The organism is Variovorax sp. Soil_C_26, from assembly GCF_057657075.1.
In genome coordinates, this window is record NZ_JBDGJC010000008.1 from 69,887 (window position 1) to 84,364 (window position 14,478).

The following is a 14,478-nucleotide window of genomic DNA, read 5'->3' on the forward strand; positions in this document are numbered from 1 at the left end:
TTCGATGGTGGATTCATGCTGGTATGGATGAGTTTGCTAGGGATGAGTCGCCGTCGCTCGCGGCGTCGACGGCGGTGCTATGGAGCCCGGTTCCCGAGGGATGGGCGACGACACCAGTTGCTCGATTCTCTTGACCACATGCTGGGCATCGGCCAAGTACGTCGAGATGGCCTTCTTGACCGAAACGACGGAGCTCATCATCACGATGGTCCAGTAAATAGTGCATTGCTCGCCCGCGCAGATCGGCAGGGAAATGGAGCACGTGCGCGGGACCAGCCCGCCTTCACGGAAGCCGCAACCCAGCAGTCCGGCGTCGCGGATGAGGCTGTTCAGTTCGTTCGACGGCCAGCGCTCGGCGTTGGGGCTGCAGCCCATGTCCAGGGAAGCGCGGATCCAGCACTGCCGCTCCTCCATCGGCATGGAGGCGAGATAGGCTCGCCCTGGGGAACTCGATGCCAGCGGGTGGCGCTTGCCAATCCTGGGATAGCCCAGCGCCCTTGGCGAGCGGAAGATGGCGCGAGTCACCATGGCACCGTCGTCGCGGACGTGGAGGAATGACGGCCAGCAGATGTGATCGCTGAACTCCTTGATCAGCGGCTTGGCAACCTCGAGGATATGAGCGCTCGGCGCGAAGCCGCTGGACAGATCCGTCACCTGGGCCGTCAGGCTGTAGACGTCGGTGACTTCGTCGCGAACGACATAGCCGGCCTGCATCAAGGTTTCGAGCACCCGGTAGACCGTCGGCCGCGGCAAGGACGCGGCCCGGCTCAGTTCGAGCGCGGTGACGTAGTTCCTGATGTTCAGTGCCTTGAGTACTTCCAGGCCGCGCAGGAAGCTTCGGATCGTTGCATCACTCATTCCATGCCTCCGTGGGCAAAGTGTTTCTTTCGTGTCCGGACGATTTTGATTCAAACTGAGACGAGTGTCTATCAGGCGGGCACTTATGACAAACCCTGCATCCCTTGCCGCCGTGCGGGCCGGGCTGTCCGTGAGGCGGACAGTTCAAACGCCCCCGGTCGATGCCGATACATCCCTCCTAGCATGTATCGACGACCAACTCTGCACCGCAGCACACCATGACATCTGCCATCACGAAAAAAAAACTTGGGGTCGGCCTGTTCAAGGCCGCGACTGCGTTGCTGATGGCGTGGTCCACGGCGGCCGTGGCGTTGGAGGCCAACGCACCTGTCCGGCTTGTCGTCGGCTTCGGCGGCAGCGCCGAGGGGATCGTGCGACTGCTCGCCCCCCGGATCAGCGAGGCGCTGGGCGGCCAACCGGTCGTGGTGGAGCCGATGACGGCCGCGGCAGGGATGGTCGCGGCCAGGACCGTCGCGCGCTCGGCGCCGAACGGCCACACGATCCTGGTGGTCGGCAGCAATGCAATGATGTTCCGGCCGCTCACGATGCGCAGTCCGCCCTACGATCCGGTCAAGGACTTCACGCCGATCTCGCGGCTGACGGTGAGCGCGTTCAGTATCGCGGTCAATCCAAGGCTCGGGATCAGGAACTTCGCCGACTTCGTTGCGTTCGCCAAGCGCAGTCCGGTGCCCGTCACGCTGGGCATGTCGGGCTCGCCGTCGATCAACGATCTGAACCGGATCTTGATCGAGCAGGCCATTCCGGGCGTCAAGCTTGTCAGCGTTGCGTACAAGGAAGAGGGGCAGGCCGTCGTGGACGCCATCGCGGGTCACATCAACGGAGCCATCATCTCCACCAGCAACCTGGCGGGTGCCGCAAAGGAAGGGAAGCTGACGCCGATCGCGATCCTGGCGGACGAGCGCCGCTACCCCTTCGAGGACATTCCCGCGATCGGTGAAGTCGTGCCGGGCATGCGGCCCTTCAGTCTGCTGACTGGGTTCTGGGGACCCGCCGGCATGCCCGAGCCTGTACTCGCACGGCTCAACCAGGCCATCGTCCAGGCGCTCGGCGACAAGGACACGAACGAGCGCATCCGGACCATGTGGGGTTCGTTGGTGCGCCCGACCACGCCCGAGCAGTTGCAGTCCATCGTCACGGGAGAGATCGATCGTGTGCGCGAATCCTTGCGCACGCTCGACTTCAAGCCGGAGTAGGGGCTTCAGCCAACCAGGCTGCGCCCCGCCCAGTACGGATCCCGCAGTTCCTTCTTCATGAGCTTGCCCATCGGCGTCCTCGGGAGCTTGTCCACGAATTCGACCGACCGGGGCACCATGTACCGGGCCAAGCGGCTCTTGCAATGCCCGATCAGGTCCTCCGCCAGCGCCGCAGAGGGCGCATGCCCTTTGGAGAGCTCGACGATGGCCTTGACTTCCTCGCCCATCTCGTCGCTCGGAACACCGATCACGGCAGCGTCCACCACCGACGGGTGCTCGATGAGCACGTCTTCGATCGCCTGGGGATAGATGTTGACTCCTCCCGAGATGATCGTGAACGCCTTCCGGTCGGTGAGGTAGAGATAGCCATCGGCATCGACGACGCCGACATCGCCGCCCGTCACCCAGTTCATGTGGTCGGGGTGCCGTGCCGCCTGGGTCTTCTCGGGATCGTTGAGGTACTCGGGAAGCATGCCGGGCCGTCCGACGAAATACACCAGCCCGACCTGTCCTGCGGCGGCCGGCGATCCGTCTTCCCGGCACACCTTCACGCGCGCGGGGTCCGCCAGTCCCACGGAGCCAGGGTGCAGGAGCCACTCCTCGCAGCTGATCGAAGTGATGCCTGCGCTGTCCGTGCCGCCGTAGTACTCGTGGACGATGGGGCCCCACCAGTCGATCATCCGTCGCTTCACGTCGATCGGACAAGGCGCCGCGGCGTGCACCGCCACCCGATGGGAGGAAAGGTCGAACCCGCTGCGGATCTCCGGGTCCAGTTTCAGCATCCTGACGAACATCGTCGGCACCCACTGCGAGTGCGTCACCCGGTAGCGTTCGATCAAGGCGAGGGCGCCTTGCGCATCGAACTTGTCCATCATGACGATTGTTCCGCCCGCCATGTGCACCGCACGGCAGAAACGCAGCGGCGCACCGTGATACAGAGGCGCTGGCGAGAGGTAGACAGTGTTGTGGTCGAAGCCGTAGAGCGCGCCGGTCTCGCCCCAGCCCGGCCATGTGTCGGAGGCCGGCATGTCGGGTGCCGGCCGCAGCACGCCCCTGGGTTTGCCGGTCGTGCCGGACGTGTAGGACATGACGGTGCCCATCCGCTCCTCGTTCAGCGGCGAGGCGCTGAACGCCGCGATGGCCGCCTCATACCCGTCCCAACCCGGCAGCGATCCGCCTGCGACGAGCCGGATCGCGCAGCCCGGGATCCGATCGCCCAGCGCCTGCGCGGCATCCGCCTGCTGGACCGTGGTGAAGACCGCCTTGGCGCCGCAGTCATTGATCACGTAGGCCAGTTCCTCGGCAGTGAAGTAGCGGTTCACCGGCACGGCACAAAACCCCGACCGCAGCGCCGCCCAGATCAGGGCCATGTAGGAGAGATGGTTCTCCATATAGATGGCGATGCGGTCGCCCCGGCGCAGCCCGCGTGCGTGCAGCAGGCGCGCCACCCGGATGGACTCCGCGTCCAGCTGCCCGTACGTCATGCTGACGCCAGTCCGCGCATGAATGATTGCCGGCTTGTCTGCCGCTGCCTTGGCTTGGGTTCCGATGTACACGGCTATTCTCGTGTTGGTTGGCTGCCCAGGACGATGGTCCCGGCCGTTGCGAACATGCCCCCGACGCCGTGGCACATGGAGACGTTCACAACCCCTTGCTGCGCGGGGGCGGTGCCTCGCACCTGCCGGACGCTCTCCTGCAGCGCGAACATGCCGTACATGCCCGAATGCGTATAGCAGAGGCCGCCGCCATTGGTGTTGACGGGCAGCCTGCCTCCCGGCGACGTGTGTCCTTGCGCGATGAATGCAGCAGCCTCGCCGGGTGCGCAGAAACCGAGGTCCTCGAGGCCGTACAGCGGAAGGTGGGCAAAGGCGTCGTAGATCATCAGGTGATCAACGTCCTTGGGGGCGATGCCGGCGCTCTCTAGGGCGGCCCTGCCGGAATCGCGGAAGGCGCGGGAGCTCGTGAGGTCCGCCATCTGGCTGACCATCGGGGATTCGGCGCTTTCGCCGGTGCCGCACACATAGACCGGCTTGCCCGAAAAGTCGGCCGCCCGATGCGCCGCCACCAGCACCAGGGCGCCCCCGCCGTCGGTGAGCGGGCAACACATCGGCAGCGTGAACGGATACGCGATGACCTTCGCGGCAAGGACCTCGTCGACGCTCATGGGCTCCTTGAGCAGCGCACGTGGGTTGAGGGCCGCCCATTTGCGCTGTGCGACGACGACCTGCGCGAGCGCCGCGGTCGTGAGGCCGTGCTGTTTCAGGTACCGCAGGACCGGCACGGTGAACATGGTCGACGATGAGATCGCGCCGAAGGGCGCTTCGAACTGGCCTGCCAGCGAACCGGGCGGGGGAGGCCAGGGCAATGGGCTGCCCGCCACCTTGGATTTGCCGCTTTCCGCATGGACGATGAGCACCGTCTTGCACAGCCCCGCGGAGATCGCGGCCGCCGCGTGGCGCACGTGGAGCATGAAGGAACAGCCGCCGACCGCAGTGCCGTCAAGCCAGGCCGGACGTACGCCCAGGTAGTGGGCAAGCAGGACCGGGGACTCTCCTGCGGTCGCGATGCCGTCCACGTCGCGGGCCGTCATGCCGGCGTCGGCCAGCGCCCGCAGCGCCGCGTCGGCGGCCAGTCCGATCTGGGACTGGTCGGGGATGTGGCCCAGGCGCTCCGTCTCGGAGGCGCCGATGATTGCCGTTCCCCGTGTCATTCTTCGCCCGCAGGTTCGAACAGCGGCAGCGTGATGTCGGCCGTCTGGCGGACGAACACCACGCGAAGCGGCATGTCCAGCTTCAGGTGCTCCGGCGTCTGCGGGCAGTTGATCACATTGCACATCAGCGTGGGGCCTTCCTCGAGCCGCACGATCGCGACCGAGTAGGGCGCCTCGATGCCGGGTGCAGGCCTTGCGCTGATCACATAGCTGAGGAGCGTCGCCGCGCCGCTTGCCCGATGCACGCTCACGTTTCGCGAGTTGCAGGCCGGACAGAACGCGCGCGGAGGGAAGTAGACGTCGCCGCAGTCGGCGCAGCGCTGCAGCAGCAACTGCCCCTGGGCCGTCCCATGCCAGAAGTGCGCCGTCTCGGGCGTGGGGCGCGGCAGCAGTCGTTCGTTGGCATCCGTCATTGCGGCTCCAGCAAGGCAAGCTCGCCGGCATCGAGCACCGTCACGTTGCGGTCTTCAGCGATACAGCGGAAGCGGTACTCCCGGTGTCCAGCCCGGTAGAACTGGGTCCGCAGCCGCTCACCCGGGTAGATGGGGCTTGCGTAGCGAGCCCGGACGCGAGCGATCCGATCGGCATCGCCATCGCACACGGTGCGGATCGCTGCCGCGCCCGCGTAGCCCAATGTGCAGAGTCCATGCAGGATCGGCTTCGGGAAGCCTGCGCGATGTGCCACCTCCGGATCGACATGCAGCGTGTTCCGGTCCCCGTTGAGCCGGTAGAGCTGGGCTGCGTTGACAGGCACCTGGACCGTCTCTTCGGCATCCGCGATGCCGTCGGGAATCCATGCCGCCTTGCCTGGCCGATCGGGACCGGCCGCGGCTTCGACCCCCGCGCTTGGAAAGACGAAGCATCCCCCCACGGTAGCCATGTGATGGCCGCCGTCCGACCGCAGGATGCGCTGCTCGAAGTAGATGGACACACTCTTGCCCGGACCGCGATCGACGACCTGCGTGATGCGGCCGTGCACGACGACGGCGCAGGCCGCAGGCAGCGGATGGTGGACCTCGAGGCTGCTCTCGCCATGCAGCATCCGGCGAACGTCGATGCCGTTCTCCGGATCGCGAAGCCAGGGCAACTGGTGTGCAAGCACCATGGCGAACATCGGCGTGCACTTCAACTTCTCATCGAACACGTACTCGAGTTCTGCGTCGGACGGCGCCCCCATGCCGATGCTCAGCGCATAGAGCGCGACGTCCTTCCGGTCATACGCAACGGGAACCTGCAACGGCGGCAGGGCCCGGATTCGTTCCAGGTTCAGCATCGCCGTGCGTCAGATCGGGTCCCAGCAGACCACATCGCGATGCGATTGAACCGGCAGGAAGTCGTTGCGGAATGAAGGCAGCATCGTGGCCGCGATGCTTTGCGGATCCCATCCGTCCGCCTTGTGGACCGATCGGACGATCCGGGGCTGGCTGAAAAGATAGATCTCGTTGCCTCGCGCACCGAAGACCTGGCCGGACACGTCCTTGGCCAGGTCGCTTGCCAGGAACACCGACAAGGGGGCGATCTGCTCGGCCTTCATCGTCTCCTTCTGCTTGCGCATGCGCTCGCCGTGCTCGGCGTCGCGGATCGGAACCGACTCCAGCAGCTGACTCCAGGCCCACGGCGCGATGACGTTGGACCGCACGCCGAAGCGCGCCATGTCCAGTGCGATCCCGGTCGACAGGCCCACCACACCCATCTTGGCGGCTGCATAGTTCACCTGCCCCACGTTGCCGATGAGCGCCGATGACGAACTGAAGTGGACGTAGCAGCCGGCGTTCTGCTGCTTGAAGAAGGGGGCCGCCGCACGCGAAACGTTGTAGTAGCCGTAGAGGTGCACCTTGACTACCGCATCCCATTCGGCGTCGCTCATGTTGAAGAACATCCGGTCTCGCAGGATGCCGGCATTGTTGACGACGCAGTCGATGCGTCCATAGGTGTCCATCGCCCGAGCGATGATGCGGCTAGCCGCGGCGGGGTCGGAGATGTCCTCGCAGGATGCGACGGCTTTCCCGCCGCCGGCGACGATGTCCTCGACGACACGGTCGGCAAGCGAGGCCATGCTCCCATCGTCGCCGTTGGCCTTCGCGATATCCGCAACCACCACACAAGCGCCGGCGGCAGCGGCTTGGGTCGCAATCGCGCGGCCGATCCCCTGGCCGGCACCGGTGACCACGACGACTTTGTTATCCAGGGTCTTGTTCATACGATCTAGTTCGGGTTCCGTGGAGATGAAGGATTTGAAGCGTAGGCCCCATCTGCGTTGGGTGCGATGCGCGTCGCGCACGTGTTCGGTCCGCGGACAGATCGCCACCCTGGCGGGGGCGGAATGCCCCGCCTGCTACTCGACCTTGATGTTCGCCTTGGCGATCACCTCACGGAAGTGCTGCTGCTCGAGGCGAAGGAACTGGGCGAACTGTTCGGAAGTCTTGCCGCCTACTTCGCTGCCGTCCCGGGTATAGAACGCCACGTAGTCCGGGCGCCTCGCGGCGTCGGCGAAGGTGCGGTTCAGAAGCCCCATCACGTCTGGCGGGATCCCGGATGGCGCGAAGAGGCCGGTCCAGGCCGTGGCGACGATGCTGCCCAGGCCTGCTTCGGAGAAGGTCGGCAACTCGGGTGCGATCGGGATGCGCTTACCTGCCGCCACGGCGAGCGCGCGGAGCTTGCCGGACTTGACGTGCTGTTCGCATGCGCCCCACACAGTCAAGCCGACCTGGATGTGCCCGGCGATGAGATCGATGATGTCCGCTCCCGGGGAGCGATACGGGACTTCGTTCATCACAAGCCCGGTTTCGATCTTCAAGCGCTCGCCGGTGATCTGGAGAAAGCTTGCCGGGCCGCCGGAACCGTAGCTCAGCGCGTTGGGGCTGGCCTTGCCGTACGCGACGAGTTCGCGGCCATTCCGGGCCGGTACCGACGGGTTGACCAGGAGCACCAGCGGGCCCTGTGAGAGATCAGTGAGCGGCAGCAGGTTCTGGAAGATGCGGGCGCCTTCCGAAGGCCGCACGGCGTCGTTCACTGTCAGGCTGACCGTGGCATTCAGCAGGGTGTGTCCGTCGTGCGGCGCCCGCATGACTTCCTGTGCAGCGATCACGCCATTGGCGCCTGGCCGGTTGTCCACGATCACGGCGTACTTGAGCAGCTCCGAGACCGTGGGCGCGATCCGGCGCAACGCCACATCGGCCGGCCCGCCGGGAACGGATGACGTGACCACGCGGATCGGCTTCGACGGGAAGGCCGCGGACTGCGCCCATGCTCCGCAGGCGAGAGTTGAAGATGTGGCCAGAAGCCAGTCGCGCCGGTTCACCATGTCGGACCTCCTAATGAATGTTGCAGTTGGAAAGAGATCGCCTTAGATGGCCAGCACCGTGCGGATGCCGTCGCCATTGCGCAGGTCGCGCAGTGCGTCGTTTACTTCGTGCAAGGGCCGTTCCTTCGTGACGAGCTTGCCGAGGTTCAGAGCGCCTTCGCAGCACAAGCGGAAATACCGGGGCAGATCACGCTGCGCGTGGCTGTTGCCGAGGTAGGACCCCTTGACCTGCAATTGCCGCAGCACCATGTCGAGGGCGCCGACCGACACCGGCTCGGAGGGCTTCGCGACGCCGATCATCACGATGGTTCCACCCTTGCGGACCACCGCCGCGGACAGGGCCAGGGTCTCGGGGCTACAGACGCCGTCGAACACGAAGTCGAACCCGATGCCGCCGGTCAGGTCCAGGCAGCGCCGGCGGCATGGATCGCCCGCGCTGTCCAGGATGTGGTGCGCGCCGAAGTCCGTCGCATGCAGGCGGCGGCCCTCATGCCGGTCCATGCCGACGGCAAGCCGCGCGCCTGCCACGCGAAGTGCCTGGATCGTCGAAAGGCCGACGGCGCCGAGGCCGATCACGGCTGCCGTCGCGTCCTGCGGAACCGCTGCCACGTTGGCGACCGACCCCATGCCCGTTTGCACCGCGCAGCCCATCGTCGCGGCATGGGCGAGCGGGATCGCGTCGGGCACCGGGACCACGCCGGTGCGCTCCACCAGGACGTACTCGGCAAAGGCGCCCAGCCGGAGGCCCCGCGTGAGCGGAACGCCATGCAGCCACAGCCGTGCGTCGCTGCCCGCCGGGCCCGATGTGCGCGAGCTCTCCGCCGCGGCGCACAGGACGGGTTGGTTGCGCAGGCAGAAGTAGCAGGTGCCGCACGCGGGCTTCATCGAGACGACGACCCGCTGCCCCAGCGCCAGATCATCGACGCCGGCGCCGAGCTGCGCGATGGTGCCGGAGGCCTCGTGGCCGAGCACGGCGGGAATCGGGTACGCCACCTTGCCGTCCGCAAGCGCCAGGTCCGTGCTGCAGACGCCGCAGTGCCTGATCCGCACCAGCACTTCACCCGCGCGGGGATCGTCGATCTCCACCTCGTCGACCATCCGCAGGGGTTGGCCCGGCTGCTCGAGGATGGCCGCCTTCATCGTTCTCATGCGACAGCCCCCACCGGCCGGTGCAGCAGCTTGCGCACCAGGAATTCATCGCAGCCCCATTCCCCGAACTCGTAGCCGAGACCGCTGTCCTTCATGCCGCCGAAGGGGATCGATGGCTCCGGCGGCGTCGCATGCTGGTTCACGAACAGGTTCACCGCGTCGAGCCGGCCGACCACCGCAGCCGCCCGTTCGACGTCCGAGGACCAGACCGAGCCCCCGAGCCCGAACTCGGAATGGTTGGCCATGGCGACGGCTTCGTCCTCGTCGTCGAACGGCAGGATCGGCAGCGCGGGGCCGAACTGTTCTTCGCGGACGAGCCGGCTGCTGTGCGGCATATCGACCACGATGGCCGGCCGAATGAAATGTCCCGGCCACTCCAGCGGCGACGTGCCGCCTGCGACGATTCGACCACCCGCGGCGACTGCGTCGTAGAGCAGCGCCTTCACATGATCGAATTGCCGGCGGTTGTTCAACGGCCCCATCTGCACATCGGCCAGCAGGCCCGGGCCGAGCCGCCAGCCATTGGCCAGCGCGGCCATCTTCTCCACCAGCGGTTCATGGAGGCGCCGATGCACGTAGAGCCGCTTCACGGCGCAGCACACCTGCCCGGCATTCATGAAGGCGCGCTCGAACAAGGGTGCGGCGCATGCGTCGATGTCGGCGTCCTCCAGCACGATCGCCGCGTCGTTGCCGCCCAGTTCGAGCGTGAGTCGCTTCAGCGTCGCTGCCGCGCTCGCCATGATCGTCCTTCCGGTGGGGGTCGAACCGGTGAAGGAGATCTTCGCAACGCCCGGGTGGCTGACGATCGCTGCACCGACCTCGGCGCCACCGCTGACGGTGTTCATCACGCCCGCCGGCAGGCAACCGGCGAAGAGCTTCGCGATCGCAAGCGTGGTAAGGGGCGTCGTCGGCGCGGGCTTGACGACGACCGTGTTGCCCGCCCAGAGCGCCGGCCCCAGCTTCATGGTCAGCAGCACGATCGGGAAGTTCCACGGGACCACGAGTCCGACGACACCCACGGGCGCACTCACGGCCAGCACGGTCCGGCCGGCCTCGCGCAGGATCACTTCGCTTGCCCGGGGCGCCTTCGCAGCGAAGTACGCCAAGTGCGCTTGCGCGGACTGCAGCTCGCGCCTCGCGGCCGGCAGCGGCTTGCCCTGTTCCCGGCTGAGCAGGATGGCCAAAGCTTCCAGGTCGGCGCCCAGCACATCGGAGCAGCGTTGGAGCGCGTTGGCACGCGCGACAGGATCGCGCGCCCAGGCGGCCAATGCGGACGCAGCCGAGACGACGGCATCGTCGACGTCGGCTTTCGTGCTGCCGGGCGCGTGGGCGATGGGGGTCAGGTACGCAGGATCCTCGACCACGTACCAGTCTCCACTGGCGGCATCGTGTCCGCCGCAGATGTTGAAGCGGCGCTCCATCTCAGATTTTGACCTGCGGGCGGCTGCCGAGGCGCACCGGCAGCGACCGCGTTCCCCGGATCACTGTGCCCAGCCAGGGAATGTCTTCCGGGCTGCAGCCGAGTTCGACCTCGGGGAACGCCTGGAGGAAACGTCCGACCGCGGTTTGCGCTTCCAGTCGTGCCAGATGCGAGCCGACGCAGAAATGTATTCCGCTTCCGAAAGCCATGTGCTGCTTGATCTTGCGGCGGATGTCGAACTTGTCCGGTTCCTCGAACCTCAGGGGATCGCGGTTGAGGGCCGCCAGGACCACCTGAACGATGCTGTTCTCCGGGATCACCGAGTTCCCGATCATCACGTCGGCCGTGGTGACGCGGAAGGTGGTGTAGGGCACGGGACCGTCGTACCGCAGCGTTTCCTCCAATGCATTCCTCAGCAATGAACGGTCCTGCACGAGCAGTTGCTTCTGCTCAGGATTCAGCATCAGGTGCAAAAGCGCATTGCCGATCAGCCCGACCGTCGTCTCGTGGCCCGCGATCAGGAGCAGGTACGCCATGCTCTTGGCTTCTTGGAGCGTGAGCGCATTCGACGCATGGCGCGCAGCCATCATGGCGCTGAGCAGGTCCGGCTGCTCGTCGGGCTGGGAGCCTTCGGCCACCGCATCGCTCTTCGACTGGATGAGGTTCGCAAGGTACGCCTGCAGCAGCCCGATGGAGCCCGTCTGTTCGGCGTGGCCGGGCGTCATGGCCCACTCAGCCCATTGCCTGAAGTTCGTGCGGTCGCCCTCTGGAACGCCGAGGATCGTGCAGATGGTGGTGATGCCGATCGGGTAGGCGAAATCGCCGATGAGATCCACCTCGGAACGACCGCTCATCTGCGCGATCAGTCGATCAACCAGCTGCTCCACGCTGTCCCTGACCTGCTCGAGCCGCCGCGGCGTGAATGCAAGCATGACCAGCGAGCGCAGGCGCGTGTGGTCGGGCGGATCGGAATTCAGCAGATTGCCCGGCACCGTGCCACCGATGGGCGAGCCCGCGCCCGGCCCGCTGCGCCCCTGCGCGGTGATGGCCCTGTGCAGATGCTCCGAACCCTTTGCCACGTCGGGATGGGTCATTGTTTGGAGCGCTTCCGCCCACCGCGTGACCAGGTAGACCTCGGTGCCCACAGGGGTCTTGACCCGCACCACGGGACCTCGGTCCGCAAGCTTGGCGTACTCGGGAAACGGATTGAGCGTCGATGGAAGGGGCGGCAGTTCGACGATCTCGCCCTTGGAATCTCGTGCTATGTGCATGGTGGGCCTGCGTGGTTGGCGTTGAAATGGAGCGGACCGGAAAGCGATGCAGATCTGGTGCTCTCTCGATGCTAGAGGCGCATCCTCGCGCGCAAGGCGCAACGCAGGATTTGTCCGCGCCGTGGACAGCCGTTAGGCTCTGGTGGCTGCACAGCTATCGTTTGGGCTGCCCCATCTCATCGACGTCTGTCGTCACGCTGGGGCCGATCCCGATGATCTGCAGTTCCACTTCCTCATCCTTGGCGCCATCGAAGTGGATCTTGTTCCCATGGCGAACCACGAGACTTCCTGCGGGAACTGGAAAGGTCGCGTCCTTGCTGCCCGACGGACCGGCGCCAACCCACCAGGTGCCTTTGAGCACAAGGATGTATCGGGTCTCCCTATGGAAGTGAGGGGGGCTCATGAAGCCAGGAGGGAACTTCACACGGGCGACGTAGGACTCCGGTTGTGTCGGATCGCCGGCCAGCAATGCGATGGGGAAGTTCGGGCCGAAACGGCTGGGAACGTATTTGATATCCGCAGCACGGACAATCTGCATGACGTCTGCGGGCGGATCCGCCAGAGCGTTGCCAGCAGAGAACCAACCGAGGGCGATCATCGCGTAGCGGAAGTTCACGGCTTCTCCTCGGGTCTGAATCAGGCGGTATTCGGCGGCCAATGTGAGCGCATTGGCAGGACAAGAAGTACTGAGTCAGCGTACGCCGCGGGGCCTCGCACGGGCTCAAGATTCCCGCGCATGTTCGGTGTGCGGACACATCTGGCGTCTTCCGGAGCAAGGCATCAGTTCAGCCACGCGGGCGCGTACATGCGCGCCCCTGCAGCGACGAAGTCACCGCGGGTTGAACCCGTGAAGTTTCATAGATAATATATGCTTTTAACTGGGCAGCCTATGAACACCGAACATGCTCCTGTCATCCTCGATGGAAAAGGCCTGACTCCCGCGTCGCTGATCGCCGTCGCACGAGAGCACCAACGGCTCGAGTTGGACAAAGAGTGCAGGAGAGCGCTTGCCCAGGCGCGCGAGTACATAGAGACAAACTGGCTGACTGACGCGGCGCCCCTCATGTATGCCTTCAATACCGGCGTTGGCTCGCTCAAGAGCCTGCGGATCGGGGCGAAGGATGTTGTCGCTTTCCAGACGAACCTGATTCGGTCGCACTCGGCTTCCACAGGTGAGTTGATGCCCAAGGAGGTCGTTCGGGCGATGATGGTCTTGCGAGTGAATGCCTTTGCAAGCAATCACTCCGGCGTTCGACTTGCGATGGTCGACCGCTTGGTCGACATGCTCAACCACGGCATCACGCCGATCGTCGCATCGAAAGGCAGCGTCGGTGCGAGTGGTGATCTTGCACCGCTGGCGCTGATGGCGGGGGCGATGATGGGAATGCCCGAGAGCAAGGTCGAATACGAGGGCGAGGTGCTCTCAGCGGCCGCTGCGTTCGAGCGAGCGGGCCTTGCGCCGACCCTGGACGTGCAGGCCAAGGACGCGACGGCGCTGATCAACGGGGCAACTGCTTCCCTGGCCTACGCGGTGCTTGCAGCGCATGACGCCCGCGCTCTGCTTTCAACTGCAACGGTCTCGCTTGCTCTTTCGCTCGAGGCTTTGCGCGCGGATGTCGCGTGCTTCCAGGATCGCGTCATGCTGGCGCGGCCCCACAAAGGCCAACGGCGTGTGGCCGCGTCCATCCGCAAGCTCATCGAGAGTTCGGCGCGCTGTACGGAACCGGCGCGGCAGATCGTTCTATGGGGAACGCCGAATGCCGAGAAGTCGGCAGTCGGTCTGCCGCAGAAGCCGCCTCTGTCGCCGAGGATTCAGGACGCGTACTCCCTGCGCTGTGCGCCGCAAGTTCATGGGCCCGTTCTGGACGCTCTCGACTACATCGACGGCATTCTCCAGACGGAGATGAACAGCGCGACCGACAACCCTCTTATCTTTCCGGAAGAAGATGCTTACGAGATCATCTCCGCGGGTCATTTCCACGGCCAGTACATCGCACAGGCCATGGACTTGCTCGCTCTGGTCGTTACTGATCTCGGTGCCATCTGCGATCGCCGCAGCGCGCGCTTGATTGATCCGGCTTGCAACTTCGGATTGCCTGCCAATTTGATTGCGGAGCGTCCTGGCGTGAATTCCGGATTCCCGACTGTGCAAAGCATGGGAACCGGTCTGGTTCTTGAGAACATGGGCCTGTGCAGTCCTGCCAGCGCGACCAGCTTGCCTGCAAAAGGCAACACCGAGGATCACATCAGCAACTCGTGCTTCGCTGCCCGGCGAAGCCGCACGGTGGTCGAGAATGCGCAAGCGGTCGTCACGGTCGAACTGCTTCTGGCTGCGCAAGCCCTCGATCTGAGCGAGCGCAACCTGAAGCAATTTTCGCTGGGGATCGGTAGCCAGGCCGCGCTCAAGGCCATACGAGCGGTCGTACCGGCAACGCTGGGCGAGGACCGCTGGGTCCATGATGACCTGGACTCGCTCAAGAAGGCCGTCGTCGACGGTTCGATACTCGCCGCGGTCGAGGCCAGAGTGGGCTCGCTGGGTCTGTAGCCGGCAA

The 14,478-nt window shown here is 65.5% G+C and carries 13 protein-coding genes; 2 read left to right on the forward strand and 11 right to left on the reverse strand.

Annotated elements, in window-relative coordinates:
- Window positions 1-36: 36 nt before the first annotated feature.
- The gene (locus AC3A6G_RS21485; protein ID WP_487862054.1) at window positions 37-858 is read right to left on the reverse strand and encodes a helix-turn-helix domain-containing protein; all 822 of its coding nucleotides are present in this window, start codon (window positions 856-858) and stop codon (window positions 37-39) included.
- A 218-nt stretch (window positions 859-1,076) separates the two neighbouring features.
- On the opposite strand from AC3A6G_RS21485, the gene AC3A6G_RS21490 reads away from it, so the two are divergent.
- Entirely contained in the window at window positions 1,077-2,072 is a 996-nt protein-coding gene (locus AC3A6G_RS21490) for a Bug family tripartite tricarboxylate transporter substrate binding protein (protein WP_487862053.1), read from the forward strand.
- A 5-nt stretch (window positions 2,073-2,077) separates the two neighbouring features.
- Here the strand turns inward: AC3A6G_RS21490 and AC3A6G_RS21495 are convergent, their stop codons facing one another.
- The 10 genes from AC3A6G_RS21495 to AC3A6G_RS21540 all read right to left on the reverse strand — a co-directional run bounded on the left by AC3A6G_RS21495 (window position 2,078) and on the right by AC3A6G_RS21540 (window position 12,542).
- Window positions 2,078-3,628: an acyl-CoA synthetase gene (locus AC3A6G_RS21495; protein WP_487862052.1), complete on the reverse strand. Its 1,551-nt coding sequence runs from the start codon at window positions 3,626-3,628 to the stop codon at window positions 2,078-2,080.
- 2 nt (window positions 3,629-3,630) lie between these two features.
- A complete protein-coding gene (locus tag AC3A6G_RS21500; RefSeq protein WP_487874494.1) occupies window positions 3,631-4,782 on the reverse strand; it encodes a thiolase C-terminal domain-containing protein in 1,152 nt (383 codons plus the stop codon).
- Window positions 4,779-5,195 carry a Zn-ribbon domain-containing OB-fold protein gene (locus AC3A6G_RS21505; RefSeq protein ID WP_487862050.1) on the reverse strand — a complete coding sequence of 139 codons (417 nt, stop codon included), beginning with the start codon at window positions 5,193-5,195 and terminating at the stop codon, window positions 4,779-4,781. The genes AC3A6G_RS21500 and AC3A6G_RS21505 overlap by 4 nt, the downstream gene beginning before the upstream one ends.
- Window positions 5,192-6,055 carry a MaoC/PaaZ C-terminal domain-containing protein gene (locus AC3A6G_RS21510; RefSeq protein WP_487862049.1) on the reverse strand — a complete coding sequence of 288 codons (864 nt, stop codon included), beginning with the start codon at window positions 6,053-6,055 and terminating at the stop codon, window positions 5,192-5,194. The genes AC3A6G_RS21505 and AC3A6G_RS21510 overlap by 4 nt, the downstream gene beginning before the upstream one ends.
- Window positions 6,056-6,064: 9 nt before the next feature.
- Window positions 6,065-6,982, reverse strand: coding sequence for an SDR family NAD(P)-dependent oxidoreductase (locus AC3A6G_RS21515; protein ID WP_487862048.1), 918 nt, complete (start codon window positions 6,980-6,982; stop codon window positions 6,065-6,067).
- A 135-nt stretch (window positions 6,983-7,117) separates the two neighbouring features.
- On the reverse strand, window positions 7,118-8,086 hold the full coding sequence (locus AC3A6G_RS21520) for a Bug family tripartite tricarboxylate transporter substrate binding protein (protein WP_487862047.1): 969 nt from the start codon (window positions 8,084-8,086) through the stop codon (window positions 7,118-7,120).
- Window positions 8,087-8,128: 42 nt separating this feature from the next.
- Window positions 8,129-9,226: an alcohol dehydrogenase catalytic domain-containing protein gene (locus AC3A6G_RS21525; protein ID WP_487862046.1), complete on the reverse strand. Its 1,098-nt coding sequence runs from the start codon at window positions 9,224-9,226 to the stop codon at window positions 8,129-8,131.
- Window positions 9,227-9,231: 5 nt separating this feature from the next.
- A complete protein-coding gene (locus tag AC3A6G_RS21530; protein WP_487862045.1) occupies window positions 9,232-10,656 on the reverse strand; it encodes an aldehyde dehydrogenase family protein in 1,425 nt (474 codons plus the stop codon).
- Window position 10,657: 1 nt separating this feature from the next.
- Window positions 10,658-11,926 (reverse strand): cytochrome P450 family protein, encoded by a 1,269-nt coding sequence (locus AC3A6G_RS21535; RefSeq protein WP_487862044.1) that lies wholly within the window; start codon window positions 11,924-11,926, stop codon window positions 10,658-10,660.
- A gap of 154 nt (window positions 11,927-12,080) precedes the next feature.
- On the reverse strand, window positions 12,081-12,542 hold the full coding sequence (locus AC3A6G_RS21540; protein WP_487862043.1) for a cupin domain-containing protein: 462 nt from the start codon (window positions 12,540-12,542) through the stop codon (window positions 12,081-12,083).
- Window positions 12,543-12,815: 273 nt separating this feature from the next.
- On the opposite strand from AC3A6G_RS21540, the gene AC3A6G_RS21545 reads away from it, so the two are divergent.
- A complete protein-coding gene (locus tag AC3A6G_RS21545) occupies window positions 12,816-14,471 on the forward strand; it encodes an HAL/PAL/TAL family ammonia-lyase (RefSeq protein WP_487865051.1) in 1,656 nt (551 codons plus the stop codon).
- Window positions 14,472-14,478 lie beyond the last annotated feature (7 nt).